The 15832-nt window shown below is 59.7% G+C and carries 17 protein-coding genes; 10 read left to right on the top strand and 7 right to left on the bottom strand.

Annotated elements, in window-relative coordinates; genetic code table 11:
- Positions 1-131: 131 nt before the first annotated feature.
- Positions 132-806 (top strand): RadC family protein, encoded by a 675-nt coding sequence (radC, locus tag ALQ04_RS05230; RefSeq protein ID WP_122314788.1) that lies wholly within the window; start codon positions 132-134, stop codon positions 804-806.
- Between the two features lie 69 nt (positions 807-875).
- On the opposite strand, the gene ALQ04_RS05225 is transcribed toward radC, so the two are convergent.
- The gene (locus tag ALQ04_RS05225) at positions 876-2462 is read right to left on the bottom strand and encodes an ABC transporter substrate-binding protein (protein WP_122314787.1); all 1587 of its coding nucleotides are present in this window, start codon (positions 2460-2462) and stop codon (positions 876-878) included.
- A 362-nt stretch (positions 2463-2824) separates the two neighbouring features.
- Here ALQ04_RS05225 and rpmB point away from each other — a divergent pair, with 362 nt between their 5' ends.
- Both rpmB and rpmG read left to right on the top strand, forming a co-directional pair.
- Positions 2825-3058, top strand: a complete 234-nt coding sequence (gene rpmB, locus ALQ04_RS05220) for a 50S ribosomal protein L28 (RefSeq protein ID WP_025257921.1) — start codon at positions 2825-2827, stop codon at positions 3056-3058.
- Positions 3059-3068: 10 nt separating this feature from the next.
- Positions 3069-3224 (top strand): 50S ribosomal protein L33, encoded by a 156-nt coding sequence (gene rpmG, locus ALQ04_RS05215; RefSeq protein WP_007894709.1) that lies wholly within the window; start codon positions 3069-3071, stop codon positions 3222-3224.
- Positions 3225-3320: 96 nt separating this feature from the next.
- Here the strand turns inward: rpmG and ALQ04_RS05210 are convergent, their stop codons facing one another.
- The gene (locus ALQ04_RS05210; protein WP_122314786.1) at positions 3321-3524 is read right to left on the bottom strand and encodes an I78 family peptidase inhibitor; all 204 of its coding nucleotides are present in this window, start codon (positions 3522-3524) and stop codon (positions 3321-3323) included.
- 73 nt (positions 3525-3597) lie between these two features.
- Positions 3598-3969 carry a cupin domain-containing protein gene (locus tag ALQ04_RS05205; RefSeq protein WP_122314785.1) on the bottom strand — a complete coding sequence of 124 codons (372 nt, stop codon included), beginning with the start codon at positions 3967-3969 and terminating at the stop codon, positions 3598-3600.
- Between the two features lie 249 nt (positions 3970-4218).
- Between ALQ04_RS05205 and ALQ04_RS05200 the strand changes: the two genes are divergently transcribed.
- Both ALQ04_RS05200 and ALQ04_RS05195 read left to right on the top strand, forming a co-directional pair.
- Entirely contained in the window at positions 4219-5712 is a 1494-nt protein-coding gene (locus ALQ04_RS05200) for an aldehyde dehydrogenase (protein ID WP_122314784.1), read from the top strand.
- Between the two features lie 170 nt (positions 5713-5882).
- Entirely contained in the window at positions 5883-7028 is a 1146-nt protein-coding gene (locus ALQ04_RS05195; RefSeq protein WP_122314783.1) for an MFS transporter, read from the top strand.
- On the opposite strand, the gene ALQ04_RS05190 is transcribed toward ALQ04_RS05195, so the two are convergent.
- Both ALQ04_RS05190 and ALQ04_RS05185 read right to left on the bottom strand, forming a co-directional pair.
- Positions 7025-8602, bottom strand: a complete 1578-nt coding sequence (locus ALQ04_RS05190) for a phospholipase D family protein (protein ID WP_122314782.1) — start codon at positions 8600-8602, stop codon at positions 7025-7027. The genes ALQ04_RS05195 and ALQ04_RS05190 overlap by 4 nt on opposite strands.
- 67 nt (positions 8603-8669) lie before the next feature.
- Entirely contained in the window at positions 8670-10091 is a 1422-nt protein-coding gene (locus ALQ04_RS05185; RefSeq protein WP_122314781.1) for a PLP-dependent aminotransferase family protein, read from the bottom strand.
- A 174-nt stretch (positions 10092-10265) separates the two neighbouring features.
- On the opposite strand from ALQ04_RS05185, the gene ALQ04_RS05180 reads away from it, so the two are divergent.
- Complete coding sequence (locus ALQ04_RS05180) at positions 10266-10499, top strand: DUF1127 domain-containing protein (protein WP_122314780.1); 234 nt, start codon at positions 10266-10268, stop codon at positions 10497-10499.
- Positions 10500-10501: 2 nt separating this feature from the next.
- On the opposite strand, the gene ALQ04_RS05175 is transcribed toward ALQ04_RS05180, so the two are convergent.
- The gene (locus ALQ04_RS05175) at positions 10502-11803 is read right to left on the bottom strand and encodes an FAD-binding oxidoreductase (protein ID WP_122314779.1); all 1302 of its coding nucleotides are present in this window, start codon (positions 11801-11803) and stop codon (positions 10502-10504) included.
- 107 nt (positions 11804-11910) lie between these two features.
- On the opposite strand from ALQ04_RS05175, the gene ALQ04_RS05170 reads away from it, so the two are divergent.
- Positions 11911-12264, top strand: a complete 354-nt coding sequence (locus ALQ04_RS05170; RefSeq protein WP_122314778.1) for a YkgJ family cysteine cluster protein — start codon at positions 11911-11913, stop codon at positions 12262-12264.
- A gap of 13 nt (positions 12265-12277) precedes the next feature.
- Here the strand turns inward: ALQ04_RS05170 and ALQ04_RS05165 are convergent, their stop codons facing one another.
- Complete coding sequence (locus tag ALQ04_RS05165) at positions 12278-12766, bottom strand: Lrp/AsnC ligand binding domain-containing protein (protein ID WP_122314777.1); 489 nt, start codon at positions 12764-12766, stop codon at positions 12278-12280.
- 156 nt (positions 12767-12922) lie between these two features.
- Between ALQ04_RS05165 and dadA the strand changes: the two genes are divergently transcribed.
- The 3 genes from dadA (at position 12923) to alr (ending at position 15776) form a co-directional block, all read left to right on the top strand.
- A complete protein-coding gene (dadA, locus tag ALQ04_RS05160; RefSeq protein WP_122314900.1) occupies positions 12923-14224 on the top strand; it encodes a D-amino acid dehydrogenase in 1302 nt (433 codons plus the stop codon).
- Complete coding sequence (locus tag ALQ04_RS05155) at positions 14196-14549, top strand: RidA family protein (protein ID WP_122314776.1); 354 nt, start codon at positions 14196-14198, stop codon at positions 14547-14549. Before dadA ends, ALQ04_RS05155 begins: the two co-directional genes overlap by 29 nt.
- 153 nt (positions 14550-14702) lie before the next feature.
- Complete coding sequence (gene alr / locus ALQ04_RS05150) at positions 14703-15776, top strand: alanine racemase (RefSeq protein WP_122314775.1); 1074 nt, start codon at positions 14703-14705, stop codon at positions 15774-15776.
- Positions 15777-15832 lie beyond the last annotated feature (56 nt).

Here is a 15832-nt window from a genome sequence, read left to right as displayed (position 1 = left end):
CCTGCCTTTTTGGTCGAGTGAATACGCGACAGCGATGACGCCTCCCCAGGCCAGGTCGCCGCGCAAAAAAGATGGGCTAAGATAGCACAGCGACCGCACTGGAACAGCGGCGCCACACACATGGAGGTGCTATGAGTATTCGCAATTGGCCTGCGTCTGAACGCCCGCGTGAGCGTTTGCTGGCATCGGGGGCGCAAAGCCTTTCCGACGCCGAGTTGTTAGCCATCTTTTTACGTACCGGCGTGGCCGGAAAAAGCGCTGTAGATCTGGCGCGTCATCTGTTGAATCAATTTGGCAGCCTCAGAGCGCTGCTGGAGAGCGATCTGAGCATGTTCAGCTCGCATCTGGGGCTTGGGCCGGCGAAATTCGCCCAGTTGCAGGCAGTGATGGAGATGGCGCGTCGGCACATGGCCGAAACCTTGCGTCGCGATTCGGTTCTGGAAAGCCCTCTGCAGGTGCGCAGATACCTCAAGGCGATCCTCCGCCAGGAGGCGCATGAAGTCTTCGGTTGCCTGTTTCTCGACAGCAAGAATCGGGTGCTGACCTTCGAGATTCTGTTTCACGGGACGATCAACGCCGCGTATGTGCACCCGCGCCAGGTCGTCAAACGGGCCATGGTCCACAACGCCGCCAGCCTGATTCTGTGCCATAACCATCCATCCGGGATCACCGACCCCAGCCAGGCCGATATCGACCTGACCAGACGCCTGAAGCAGGCGCTGGCGCTGATCGATGTACGGGTGCTGGATCACGTGATCATTGGTGATGCGGAGCCGCTGTCGATGGTGGAACTGGGGCTTGTGTAGGCTTTGCCGCGGGCAAGCCCTCCCAAAAGATGAATGCAATCTGTGGGAGGGTTTTTGCCCGCGACAGGGCTATTGCACCTTGACCTTGTAGAAATCCTGCCGTCCGAACGGGCTGACTTCATAGCCCGTTACATCCTTGCGGGTCAGTGTCGCGGCGGTCGGGTGGGCCAGTGGCAGCCACAGCGCCTGTTGCTGGATCTGCGCCTGAGCCTGTTGATACAGCTTGCTGCGCTGTGCCTGGTCGCTGGTGGATTTGCCGTCGCTGATCAGCTTGTCCAGAGTTTTGTCGCAATAGCGGGCAAAGTTGGTACCCGACTGTACGGCCGCGCAGGAAAATTGCGGCGTCAGGAAGTTGTCTGGGTCGCCGTTGTCGCCCGCCCAGCCCATGAACAGCAGATCATGCTCGCCAGCCTTGGCGCGACGAATCAGTTCGCCCCATTCGATGATCTTGATCTCGGCGTCGATGCCGATTTCCTTCAGGTCGGCCTGTAGCAACTGCGCGCCCAGACTTGGGTTGGGGTTCAGCAGGCTGCCGGAAGGACGAGTCCAGATAGTGGTCTTGAAACCATCCTTCAGACCGGCCTTGGCCAGCAGTTCCCTGGCCTTGGCGACGTCGTGTGGATAACCGGGCAGCTCTTTGGCGTAGCTCCAGGTATTGGGCGGATAAGGACCGTTGGCGACCTCGGCGGTGCCTTCAAATACGGTTTTCAGGTAGTTGGTCTTGTCGAAAGCCAGATTGACCGCCTGCCGCACCTCGGGCTTGTCGAACGGCGGATGCTGGCTGTTGATCGCCACGAACGCGGTCATGAAGGCTTCGTTCTTTTCCACCTTGAGCGTCGAGTCCTTGCTGGCCTCCTGGATATCCAGGGGCTTGGGCGAGAGGGCAATCTGGCATTCGTCGCGGCGGATTTTTTGCAGGCGCACATTGGCGTCCGTGGTGATGGCGTAAATCAGCGTGTCGCTGGCAGGCTTGCCGGCGAAGTAATCCGGGTTGGCCTCATAACGCACCACGGCATCTTTCTGGAAGCGCTTGAAGACAAAAGGCCCGGTGCCGATGGGCTGGCTGTTGAGTTTTTCCGGTGTCCCGGCTTTCAACAATTGATCGGTGTATTGCGCCGAGTAGATCGACGCAAAGCCCATGCTCAGGGTCGCCAGGAACGTCGAGTCTGCATGGTTCAGGGTAAAGCGCACAGTGTGGGCGTCTGGCGCCTCGATGTTCTTGATCAGGGCCGGCAACTGCATGGACTGCGCGTGCGGGAAGCCGCTCTGGGCAACCTTGTGCCAGGGGTTCTGTGGATCGAGCATGCGCTTGAAGCTGAACAGCACATCGTCTGCGGTGAGTTCGCGGGTCGGTTTGAAATAGCTGGTGCTATGGAATTTCACCCCGGAGCGCAATTTGAAGTCGTAGGTCCGCCCGTCGCTGGAGACGGTCCATTCCTGGGCCAGGCTTGGCACCAGTTTGCCGCTCCTGGCATCGAAATCCACCAGGCGGTTCATCAGCACATCGGCCGAGGCGTTGGTGGTGGTCAGTGAGTTGTACTGCACGACATCGAAGCCTTCGGGGCTGGCTTCGGTGCAGACCACCAGGCTCGAGGCCTGAGCCAGGACCGGGAACAGCAGTGGGGCGAATAACAAAGGTATTGCAGCAAGACGCATGGCGACATTCCTGTTCAGAAAGGGTCCATCTGCCGGCGCAGTCTGGTGAGGGACTAACCCTAGACCATGTGCCTGCCCAGAACAATCGTCATGGTGCGACGAGCGGTCAATTTGTCTGCATGCCCGTATAGCTTGAGTGCAAGGCGTGAGAAGGGATATTCCTGAGGCTTGAAGTACATTGCTTGTTGTTGCTTCAAAGGCTTTCTGGTATAAAGCAGCGCTCTTTTCTAGGGGCCCGGTTCCTTCACTGTAGGTGTAGCCGGTAAGACCCTTAAAGAAACGCGGCGCCTGGCGCCAAATGACTGAGAGATTAAGCGGCCAACCCATGCCGGGTTGGGCATGTGGTTTTAGAGGGCTGAGGCATGTCGAGAGTCTGTCAAGTTACCGGTAAGGGTCCGGTAACCGGGAATAACATTTCCCACGCAAACAACAAAACCCGTCGTCGTTTCCTGCCAAACCTGCAGCATCACCGCTTCTGGGTTGAAGGCGAGAAACGTTTTGTTCGTCTGCGCGTATCTGCCAAAGGCATGCGTATCATCGACAAGCGCGGCATCGAAGCTGTGCTTGCTGATCTGCGCCGCGACGGCAAAATCTAAGGAGATAATCATGCGTGAATTGATTCGTTTGATCTCGAGCGCCGGTACTGGTCACTTCTACACTACCGACAAGAACAAACGTACTACTCCGGACAAAATCGAAATCAAAAAATTCGATCCGGTTGTACGCAAGCACGTGATCTACAAAGAAGGCAAAATCAAGTAATTGATTCTGTCTCCTGCAAAAAAGCCCGCAGCGATGCGGGCTTTTTTGTGTCTGGCGTTTAAGTGGCTTGCCCTGCGACAGGCTTGATCGGTGGGATCAGCCGAAGGTAAAGCCCGAGATCAGGCCAGCGCCATCGACGCCGACATGAACGCGGTTCAGATCGAATTCCTTGGTGCTGACCTCGCCAGCGCCCAGGACGCGCGTGCGGCCGGTCAGTTCGCCGATGTAAGCCTTGATGGTCGGTACGTAGCGGGTGCCGACCAGATATTGCAGAGCCTGGGTGATTTGTTCGTTAGTCATTTTCATAGTCCTTTATGAGTTCATGTCCGAATTGGACGCCCCTAGAGTCTCCCTTCCAGGGGGGCTAAAAACGTTACTTGTTTATATCCCTGGCCTCAAACACCACATAAATCTTGCGGCATGTTTCCAGAACCTCCCAGGTACCCTTGAAACCCGCCGGGATCACGAACCGGTCGCCCGCCCGCAAGGTCTTGGCACGGCCTTCCTCATCGCGCAGCACTGAAACGCCCTGCACGATCTCGCAATATTCATGCTCGGTGTAATTGACCCGCCATTGACCGGGCGAGCCTTCCCAGGTGCCAGCATTCATCTGTCCGCACGGGCTGTTGTAGTGGTTGTAGATGGTCTGCTGCGGGTCGCCCTTGAAGATTTTTTCGGGGGCAGGGCGATAGTGTTCTGCGGTCGTAGCAGCTTCGCTGAAGTCGACAATGCTCTCGATGCTCATGGTTTCCCCTCGCGTTGAAAAGTGATGTTGTTTGGATGGCATCCGCTATCGATAAGTGCCGTGCCCCTGAAAATCATCGTTTAATAAAATCAACATATCGGCGCTGAAATGGCCATTTTTGTCAAATATATTGGTTTTGCCAGGTCGCTGGTTTAGGGTGGCGAATGCGCTTGGCTGAACTGACAGACTCGGGATCGAGTCTTTACTGTCTTGAGGCCTCACCCAATACCACCAAAGGAGGACATGCGTATGACCACTCTGACTCATGCTGACTGGGAACAACGTGCCAAGGATCTGAAGATAGAAGGCCGTGCCTTCATCAATGGTGAATACACCGCCGCTGTTTCAAACGCTACCTTTGATTGCCTGAGCCCGGTCGATGGCCGGTTGCTGGCCAAGGTCGCCAGTTGCGATGCCGCCGACGCCCAGCGCGCCGTAGACAGTGCTCGCAGCGTATTCAATTCCGGTGCCTGGTCGCGTCTGGCGCCGACCAAGCGCAAGGCCACGATGATCCGCTTTGCCGGCCTGCTGAAAAAACACATCGAAGAACTCGCCCTGCTTGAAACCCTGGACATGGGCAAGCCGATCAGCGACTCGTTCAATATCGACATTCCAGGCGCTGCCCAGGCATTGAGCTGGAGTGGCGAGGCCATCGACAAGCTGTACGACGAAGTCGCTGCAACGCCGCATAACCAGTTGGGTCTGGTGACTCGCGAGGCGGTGGGTGTGGTGGCGGCCATTGTGCCGTGGAACTTCCCGTTGCTGATGGCCTGCTGGAAGCTGGGTCCGGCGCTGTCCACCGGTAACTCGGTGATTCTCAAGCCTTCGGAAAAGTCCCCGCTGACCGCCATCCGCATCGCGCAACTGGCAATCGAGGCCGGTATTCCGGCTGGCGTGCTCAACGTACTGCCGGGGCACGGACATACGGTCGGCAAGGCGCTGGCCTTGCATATGGATGTGGATACCGTGGTGTTTACCGGCTCGACCAGGATTGCCAAGCAATTGCTGGTCTATTCGGGCGAGTCGAACATGAAGCGTGTCTGGCTGGAGGCGGGCGGCAAGAGCCCGAACATCGTCTTTGCCGACGCACCGGATCTGCAGGCCGCAGCCGAAGCCGCTGCCAGCGCCATTGCCTTCAACCAGGGCGAAGTCTGCACCGCCGGTTCGCGGCTGCTGGTCGAGCGTTCCATCAAGGACCGCTTCCTGCCGCTGGTGATCGAAGCTCTCAAGGCCTGGAAGCCAGGTAACCCGCTGGACCCGGCGACCACCGTCGGTGCGCTGGTCGATACCCAGCAGATGAATACCGTGCTGTCTTACATCGAGGCCGGTCACGCCGACGGTGCCAGGCTGGTTGCGGGCGGCAAGCGCACTCTGCAGGAAACGGGCGGCACTTATGTCGAGCCGACCATTTTCGACGGCGTGAACAATGCGATGAAAATCGCCCAGGAAGAAATCTTCGGGCCAGTACTGTCGGTGTTGACCTTCGACAGCGCCGAGGAAGCCATTCAGATCGCCAACGACACGCAATATGGTCTGGCGGCGGCGGTGTGGACGGCCGACTTGTCCAAGGCGCACCTGACCGCCAAGGCCTTGCGTGCCGGTAGCGTGTGGGTCAACCAGTATGACGGCGGCGATATGACGTCTCCGTTCGGTGGCTTCAAGCAATCGGGCAATGGCCGCGACAAGTCGCTGCATGCGTTCGATAAATACACCGAACTGAAATCGACCTGGATCAAACTGTAAAACGTGCAGATATCGCCCCTTGAAGCCACGGGGGCACGGTAGGAGCGGATTCATCCGCGAAGAAGGCGTTACAGACGATAAATATTTATCGGATGTATTGGCCTTTTCGCGGATGAATCCGTTCCTGCAGATCTGTACTGATGTGAGCTTTAACCCGCTGGAGCATGGAAATGCGTTGGGGTACTTATTTCGCCGTGCTGGCCTCGGTCCTGAGTGTCGGCCTGGCGGTGGGCGTCAGCATGCCGCTGGTGTCATTGCGGCTGGAAGGCTGGGGCTATGGCACGTTTGCCATCGGGATCATGGCGGCGATGCCGGCTATTGGTGTTCTGCTCGGTGCCGGGCTGGCCAGTCGACTGGCCGCACATTTCGGTACGGTCAACCTGATGCGCCTGTGCCTGTGGGCTGGCGCGTTCTCGGTGGGTCTGCTGGCGCTGTTGCCTTATTACCCGGTCTGGCTGGTTCTGCGCCTGATGCTTGGCGTGATCCTGACCATCGTCTTCATTCTTGGTGAAAGCTGGATCAACCAACTGGTGATCGAGCGTCTGCGTGGCCGTCTGGTGGCGTTGTATGGCAGCTGTTACGCCCTGAGCCAACTGGCCGGACCTTTGCTGCTGGGCGTGATCGGCACCGAGGCCGATTACGGTTTCTGGATCGGGGTCGCGCTGTTGGTCAGCTCGCCCTTGCTGTTGCTGGGCCGTAGCGGTGCGCCTGCCACCGAAGCCTTTGCCGTGACCTTCAAGGATCTGCTTGGCTTTTGCCGCGGCATGCCCGCCATCGCCTGGGCGGTTTCGCTGTTTGCCGCCTTCGAGGCGCTGATTCTCACGCTGTTGCCGGTCTATTGCCTGCGCGAGGGCTTCACGCCGGAAATCGCTCTGATGATGGTCAGCACCGTGGTGGTCGGCGATGCGTTGCTGCAGTTGCCGATCGGTATGCTGGCCGACCGGGTTTCACGTCGCTCGCTGTTTTCGGGTTGTGCGGTGGCCCTGCTGGTGTCCAGCCTGCTGATTCCGTTGCTGATCGACAGCGTGCTGATCTGGCCGTTATGGGTGCTGTTCGGTGCCAGTGCGGGTGGCCTGTTCACCCTGTCACTGATCCTGATTGGCGAGCGCTACCGCGACGATGCCCTGGTACGCGCCAATGCCCACGTCGCTCAACTGTGGGGCATCGGCTGCCTGCTCGGGCCACTGATTGCCGGGGCCGGCAGCCAATGGGTCAGTGGTCATGCCTTGCCGCTGATGATGGCGGCCGGCGCATTGGGGCTGGTGGTTCTGTCCTTGAAAAACAATGCCTTTGGCGGGAAACCGGTGGCGGCTTAAAGCATCTTTTCCAGGCCAATGGCCTTGCTGACCCAGGCATTCAGGCGGCGCCACCAGTCGCCCGGTTCCTTGTGCAGGGTATGCATCTGGCCATTGTCCTCGGTGACCCACACCACCTGGCCATTCTCCAGCTTCACTTCGTAGCTCAGGTTTGGCGCCATACCTTGCAGGGTCAGTTCGCGCAGCTCTTCGGCCAGTTGCGGACTGTCGACCAGCACGCCGACTTCGGTATTCCACAGCACCGAGCGCGGATCGAAATTGAACGAGCCGACAAAGATCTTCTGGCGGTCGAAAATCATTGCCTTGCTGTGCAGGCTGGAGTCCGAGCTGGTGAAGAATGAGTGTTTCTTGAACAGATGCGGGCCGCTGCCGCTGCCTTGCGTGTCGCCGGGCTGGCGGCGCAGCTCGAAGAGTTTCACGTCATGTTCCAGCAGGGCCTTGCGATAGGGCGCGTAGCCGCCATGCACGGCAGGCACATCGGTGGCCTCCAGCGAGTTGGTCAGCAGGCTGACCGACACACCGGCATCGGCGCGGTTGGTGAGGTACAGCAGACCGGCTTCGCCCGGCACGAAGTACGCGGAAATCAGCATCAGTTCCTGATGGGTCTTGAGCAGTTCCGGAGCCAGTTGTGTGGTGAGCAGCAGATGCGGATCGGGTTCTCCCCGCGCCAGCACTTTGGTCGGCGCGTCCCATAACGCCTGGTTGTGGGCCCAGACCAGCTCGTTGAGCCAGGTTTGCAGGCGAGGCCTGGTCTTGTAGGCCATCAGCCGTTCATACAGCGCCTTGTGTTCCTGGTGGGCGGTTTCCAGTGAGGCGGCCAGTCGCTCGCGGGCCTTGCTCAGGTCGCTGGCGGAGGGCAGAAAGTACATGAACTCATCGATGGGCTTGCTCAGCGTGCTGTTCCAGTACTGGTCGAAGCTGTGCCCCAGTTGTTCGGCGACCGGCCCTGCGCTGAGCATATCGATATCGGTGAAATTCAGTTTCGGTTCGGCATCGAAGTACTCGTCACCCAGATTGCGCCCGCCGACAATGGCCACGCTGCTGTCGGCCAGCCACAGTTTGTTGTGCATGCGCCGGTGTTGCCGCGACAGGTTCATCAGCCGGCCGACACTGCGGGTCACGCCGGTCTCGCGGCCAAGGTTCTGCGGGTTGAACAGGCGGATCTGAATGTTCGGGTGCGCGGCGAGGGTGGCGATGGCCTGATCGAGGCCGTCGCTGGTGGTGTCGTCCAGCAGGATCCGCACGCGAACCCCGCGATCCGCCGCCTTGAGCAGTTCATCGATCAGCGTGCGGGTGCTGAGCCCGTCATGCACGATGTAGTACTGCAGATCGAGGCTGCTTTTGGCGTTGCGGATCAGTTCGGCCCGGGCCGCGAAGGCATCGCTGCTTTCCGGCAACAGACGAAAGCCCGAGCGGCCCTCATGGGGCATCGCCAGGTTCTGGATCGAGCGTCCGAACGCTGAACTTGAAGGCGCCAGGGCCTGACTCGGCTCGTCGGGAACGCTGAGGTGAGTGCAGCCACTGACGCACAGCGCAACCAGCAGGCAAAGGGGCATGGCCCATGAATTCTTCAAATCTATTGTCCGTCAGGCAGCTTTCGCATGCGTTATGACCCTGAAATGACGGAAAGATTTTCAGGCCTCAGGCGGTTTGTGCACTCATTTTCGCAATCATCTGGCCAACCTTGCGCACGGCGCTCTCGATTTCGGCTGTCGGTTTGGCAGCGAAATTCATGCGCAGGCAGTTCCGGTACTTGCCGGACGCCGAGAAAATACTGCCCACCGCAACCTGCACTTCCTGATCCAGCAAGGCGCGATTCAGGCGCAGTGTGTCGAAGTCCTCGGCCAGCTCTACCCACAGCATGAAGCCTCCCTGGGGCCGGCTGACACGTGTGCCTTCTGGGAAATAACGCATGACCCAATCGATCATCTGGTCGCGTCCGCGCTGGTATTGCATGCGCATGCGCCGCAGATGCGGTTCGTAGTGCCCACCCTGGATGAACTCGGCAATCGCCATTTGCGGTTGCGGCGCCGTCGAGCCGGTGCTGATGTATTTCATGTGCAGCACGCGCTCCAGATAGCGTCCCGGCGCGACCCAGCCGACGCGCAGCCCCGGCGCCAGCGTCTTGGAAAACGAACTGCACAGCAACACGCGACCGTCTTCGTCGAAGGACTTGATCGAGCGCGGGCGCGGGTAATTGAACGCCAGGTCGCCATACACATCGTCTTCGATGATCGCCACATCGAAGCGCTGCGCCAGGGTCAGCAGCGCTCGTTTGCGCGCTTCGGGCATCACGTAGCCCAATGGATTGTTGCAACTGGGCGTCAACTGTATGGCCTTGATCGGCCATTGTTCCAGCGCCAGTTCCAGTGCTTCGAGGCTGATCCCGGTGACCGGATCGGTGGGGATTTCCAGCGCCTTCATGCCCAGTCCCTTGAGGGTCTGCATGGCGCCGAAGAAGCTGGGCGAGTCCACGGCGACGATATCGCCCGGCGCGCAGATGGCACGAATACTCGCCGACAAGGCTTCGTGGCAGCCGGTGGTGATGATCACGTCGTTGGCGGTCAGGTTGCAGCCTGAATCCAGCAGCAGGCGTGCAACCTGTTCGCGAAGTGTATGGATGCCATGGATATTGTCGTAATACAGGCCAGGCATGCTCTGCCTGCGGCTCAACTGGCTCAGGGAGCGTAGCAGCGGCTTGAGGGTCGGGCTGCTGATATCCGGCATGCCGCGCCCCAGTTGGGTAACGGCATGTGCAGGCGAGACGCGAATCAGGTCGAGGACCTGTTCCCATTGGGAGATATCCACAGGACGTTGCGTCGGCCGACCCACCGCCGGGAGTGCCGGCGCTTCACGGTTGGCGGTCACGAAATAGCCGGACTTGGGTTTCGGAGCCGCGAGCCCGCTGTCTTCCAGCACGCGATACGCCTGTTGCACGGTGCTCAGGCTGACGCCATGTTCCAGGCTCAGCGCCCGCACCGACGGCAGCCGGTCGCCGGGGCGATAGAAGCCGTTTTCAATGCGTGAGCCCAGCAGTTCGGCAAGGTTGACGTAGAGCGTCATGGCGTACTCTTGAAAGTGGCTGTCCGGGAAAGCAATACAGATTGAGCAAAAATATAGCATTCAGTGCCAATTTTGCTCTATCTGTATGGAAATAAATAATGGATTTTGGATCTGTAATGGTTTTCCGGGACGCTCCATCATGGCATCACACCCAACGTGATGGAGGAATTGACCATGAACGGGCTCAGCGATGTGCGGACAGCGCCTCACAGCCAGAAACGTGAAGAGAGAAAGTCGCTCAAGACCGCGACCCATTCACAGCCGGGCATGAGCCGCTGGGCGCTGTACTGCCACCGTCTGGCTTCACGCCGCGCATTGATGAGGCTGACCGACGATCAGCTTCGCGACATCGGGCTCGACGCCCAACAGGCTAACGCTGAAGCCATGAAGCCTTTCTGGAGGTCCTGAGTTCAGCGCAGTTCCTGCAGCCGGTGCCAGAGCATTCCCAGCGCCAGCAGTGGCGAACGCAGATACTTGCCGCCGGGGAAGGTCATGTGCGGGACGCGGGCAAACAGCTCGAAGCCATCGCTGTGCTGACCGGCGATGGCTTCGGCCAATAACCGGCCTGCCAGGTGAGTGGCATTCAGGCCGTGGCCTGCATAGGCCTGGGCGTAGAACACATTGGGCTGGCTCTTGAGCTGGCCGATCTGCGGCAGACGGTTGGCACCGATACCGATCATTCCACCCCATTGATAATCGATCTTCACGTCGGCCAGTTGCGGAAAGACCTCCAGCATCTTGGGCCGCATGTAGGCGGCAATGTCCTGCGGGTCGCGCCCGGAATAATGGCAGGCGCCGCCGAACAGAAGACGGCGGTCGGCGGAGAGCCGGTAGTAGTCCACCGTTACCCGCTGGTCGCAGATCGCCATGTCCTGCGGTATCAGTCCGGCGGCCTGTGCCGGGCTCAATGGCTCGGTGGCAATAATGTAGCTGCCAGCAGGTAGCACCTTGCCGCCGAGTTCCGGGTTCAGGTCATTCATGTAGGCGTTGCAGCACAGCACCAGCGTCTTGGCCTGCACCGTCCCTGAAGCCGTGTGCACCGTGACCTGCGGACCATAGTCGATGCGCGTCACGTTTGAGTGCTCGAACAGCCGAACGCCCAGCGCTTGAGCGGCGGCGGCTTCGCCGAGTGCCAGATTCAGGGGATGCAGATGGCCTGAGCCCATGTCGATCAGGCCGCCGACGTAACGATCCGAACCCACGACGCTGTGCATCTGCTCCGCTTGCAGCAGTTGCAGGCTGTGGCGGTAGCCCAGGCCGCGCAACTCTTCAAGATCTTCAGCGAAACCGGCCAGATCGCGCGGTTTGTTGGCGACGTCGCAATAACCCCATTTCAAATCGCACGCGATGTTATGGCGCGCCACCCGCTGGCGGACGATTTCGACTGCTTCTATGCCCATCAGCTTGAGCTGGCGTACGCCGTCCTGACCGATGACCGAGGTGAACTGCTCGACATCGTGACCGACCCCACGGATCAGTTGTCCGCCGTTGCGCCCGCTGGCGCCCCAGCCGATCTTGCGCGCTTCGAGCAAGGCAACGCTCAAGCCGCGCTCGGCCAGTTCGATGGCAGTGTTGAGCCCGGAAAACCCGCCGCCAACCACGCACACGTCCACCGTCAGTTCGCCTTGCAGCGCCGGATGATCCGGCTGGGGATGGCTGCTGGCGGCGTAATAAGAGGCGGCGTGCTGGTTGTAGTGAACGCGGGCGTTCATGCAGTCATCCTGTTGGTGGTGTGTGAAATCTGCTGGGAGGATAAGCCGCTGTCATGCGCATGCCAACTGAGGCAAAATCGCGGCATTGTGTCCGAGTGGTCGTTTCAATGAGCTGCAACCGTCAGAAAATCCGCGATCTGCGGCGTGAGATTCCCTCGTTCGAGTGCGTGCCGGGTTGCCACGATTGCTGTGGCCCGGTGACCACTTCACCGGAGGAAATGTCGCGTTTGCCGCGCAAGACTGCCGCCGAGCAGGAAGCGGCGCTGAACGAGCTGAACTGCGTGCATCTCGGTCCCAATGGCTGCACCGTGTATGACGAACGCCCGCTGATCTGCCGCCTGTTCGGCACCACGCCAGCCCTGCCATGTCCCAATGGCCGGCGACCTGTCGAGCTGATCCACCCGCGGGTCGAGAAACAGATCCATGAATACATGGCCTCGACACGCCAGGTACTGGTGTAATTGCTCCCGCTTTTCAATCTGCGATCGGCAGGTTCAGGCTCTCCTTCACTTCTTCCATCACGATATAGCTCTTGGATTCGCGCACGTGCGGCAGCTTGAGCAGGATATCGCCCAGCAGTTTGCGGTATGACGCCATTTCCGAGATGCGCGCCTTGACCAGATAGTCGAAGTCGCCCGACACCAGATGGCACTCCAGCACGTGCGGCAATTTCAGGATCGCACGCCTGAACTCGTCGAAGGTGTCGCCCGATTTGTAATCCAGGCTGATCTCCACGAATACCAGCAGGCTGGCCTTGAGGTGTTGCGGGTTGAGGCGGGCGTTGTAGCCCAGAATGATGCCTTCACGCTCCAGCCGGCGAACCCGCTCGGTGCAAGGCGTGGTGGACAATCCGACCCGTTCGCCAAGCTCGGTGAAGGAGATGCGTCCGTCTGCCTGAAGGATGCGCAGGATGTTGCGGTCAATCTTGTCCAGCTCGCGTTTTGACTGGTGTTGCGTACGCACAGGCAATTTCCCCTCTACGAAAACGTTCTTTGTCGAGAATTACCCCCGAATATACGTACTTATACAGTGAGATACACTGCTCGATGGTCAATATACTGCGCACATTCCTGCTTAAAACTTCAAATGTCAGCGGATATCCGCGATGAGGTCATCGACATGCGTGTTCTGGTCCTTGGTAGTGGTGTGATCGGTACGACCAGTGCCTACTATCTGGCGCGTGCAGGTTTTCAGGTAACTGTGGTTGACCGTCAGCCCGCCGTTGCCATGGAAACCAGTTTTGCCAACGCCGGTCAGGTGTCGCCAGGCTACGCATCGCCGTGGGCTGCGCCCGGTGTGCCGCTCAAGGCGATCAAATGGCTGCTGCAGCGCCATGCACCGCTGGCGATCAAGGCTACTGCCGATATCGATCAGTACCTGTGGATGGCGCAGATGCTGCGCAACTGCACCGCCAGCCGCTATGCGGTGAACAAGGAGCGCATGGTGCGACTGTCCGAGTACAGCCGCGACTGCCTCGACGAACTGCGCGTCGAAACCGGTATCGCCTACGAAGGCCGCCGCCTGGGCACGACCCAGTTGTTCCGTACCCAGGAGCAACTGGACAACGCCGCCAAGGACATCGCCGTCCTCGAACAATCCGGTGTGCCCTATGAGCTGCTGGACCGCGAAGGCATTGCCCGGGTTGAACCGGCTCTGGCCGGCGTCACCAATATTCTGAGCGGCGCCTTGCGCCTGCCCAACGACCAGACTGGTGATTGCCAGTTGTTCACTTCCCGCCTGGCGGAAATGGCCGTGCAACTGGGCGTCGAGTTCCGTTACGGGCAATCCATCGAGCGTCTTGAGCAGGACGGTGACCGCATCAAGGGTGTGTGGATCGACGGCAAACTCGAAACTGCGGATCGCTACGTGCTGGCGCTGGGCAGCTATTCGCCGCAATTGCTCAAGCCGTTGGGGATCCGCGCTCCTGTGTACCCGCTCAAGGGTTATTCGCTGACCGTGCCGATCACCGATGCGGACATGGCACCGACCTCGACCATTCTCGATGAAACCTACAAGGTCGCCATCACCCGTTTCGACAACCGCATCCGGGTGGGCGGCATGGCGGAAATCGCCGGTTATGACCTGTCGCTCAACCCGCGCCGTCGCGAAACGCTGGAGATGATCGTCAACGACCTCTATCCTCGGGGTGGCGATCTGAGCCAGGCCAGTTTCTGGACCGGGCTGCGGCCAACCACGCCGGACGGCACGCCGATCGTGGGCGCAACGCCATTGCGCAATCTGTTCCTCAATACCGGCCATGGAACCCTGGGCTGGACCATGGCTTGCGGCTCCGGGCGTTTGCTGGCTGACCTAATGGCCAGCGAAAAACCGCAGATCAGCGCAGCAGGCCTCGATATTTCTCGTTACGGCAGTACCAGGGAGAACGCACAACATGTCAATCCAGCGCCAGCTCACCAATGAGCGCATGAGTCAGATCGTCGTCCACAATGGCACCGTTTATCTTGCGGGGCAGGTGGGCGATGACATGACGGCCGGAATCGAACAGCAGACCCAGGAAACGCTCGACAGCATCGAGCGCTTGCTGGACCTGGCGGGTACTACCAAAAGCCGTATCCTGTCCGTCACGATTTACCTGAAAGACATCGATGCTCATTTTGCCGGCATGAACAGCGTCTGGGACAAATGGCTGCCAAAAGGTGTCGCCCCAGCGCGTGCGACGGTCGAGGCCAGGCTGTGCGAGCCGGAGATTCTGGTCGAGCTGTCAGTGGTCGCTGCATTGCCATAACCAAAGGCTATGTTCATTCGCGCAGATAGAAACGCATACGTCAGGGATGGACGAGGTGGGTTTCTTCGCGAATGAATTCGCTCCTGCACGGGCGTGACTCCTGTGCATGGCTACATAAGCCGTTTTAATTTTCCTACCTCAGAATTTTTTGCCATGCGTCCATCCCGCGCCCTGATTGATCTGCAAGCCCTGCGTCACAATTACCGACTGGCCCGCGAAACAACCGGTGCCAAGGCGCTTGCCGTCATCAAGGCCGACGCTTATGGGCATGGCGCGGTGCGCGTGGCACAGGCGCTGGAAGCCGAGGCCAACGGTTTTGCCGTGGCCTGCATCGAAGAGGCGCTTGAGCTGCGCGCGGCAGGTATTGCTGCGCCGATCCTGTTGCTGGAAGGTTTTTTCGAGGCCGACGAGCTGGCGCTGATCGTCGAGCATGACCTGTGGTTCGTCGTGCATTCTCTGTGGCAACTGGAAGCCATCGAAAAGGCCAGTATCGGCAAGCCGCTGACCGTCTGGCTCAAGCTGGATACCGGCATGCATCGCGTGGGCCTGCATCCGTCCGAATATCAGGCCGCTTACCAGCGTCTGCTGGCGAGCGGCAAAGTGGCAAAGATCGTCCTGATGAGCCACTTCGCACGTGCCGACGAACTGGCTTGTGCTCGAAGCGATGAGCAGGTGGCGGTATTCGAGGCCGCCCGTCAGGGCCTGATGGCCGAAGTCAGCCTGCGTAACTCGCCTGCCGTGCTGGGATTGCCGCATATCTCCAGTGACTGGGTGCGCCCCGGCATCATGCTGTACGGCGCAACGCCATTCGACCAACCTCAGGCGCTGGCCGACCGCCTGCAGCCGGTCATGACCCTGGAATCGAAAGTCATCAGCGTGCGTGAGCTGCCCGCTGGCGAGCCGGTGGGCTATGGCGCGCTCTTTGTCACCGAGCGCCCGACCCGTATTGGTGTGGTCGCTGTGGGTTATGCCGATGGTTATCCACGCCAGGCTCCGACAGGCACGCCGGTGTGGGTCGACGGTCGGCCAAGCCAGCTGCTGGGGCGGGTGTCCATGGACATGCTTTGCGTGGACCTCACCGATCTGCCGCAGGCCGGGCTGGGCAGCCAGGTCGAGCTGTGGGGCAAGAACGTGCTGGCCAGTGATGTCGCGGCGCGTGCCGGCACCATTCCCTACCAGATCTTCTGCAATCTGCGGCGCGTGCCGCGGGTCTATTCGCCAGACTGAGTCCGCTGATCCTGCGGGGTATAAGGTTAAAAGTCCGAAGTGTTGTAAATACTTGA

The organism is Pseudomonas cichorii, from assembly GCF_003700275.1.
GTDB classification, from domain to species: domain Bacteria; phylum Pseudomonadota; class Gammaproteobacteria; order Pseudomonadales; family Pseudomonadaceae; genus Aquipseudomonas; species Aquipseudomonas cichorii_B.
The sequence above is the reverse complement of the archived record's forward strand: the minus strand, read 5'-3'. Positions and strand labels throughout refer to the sequence as shown.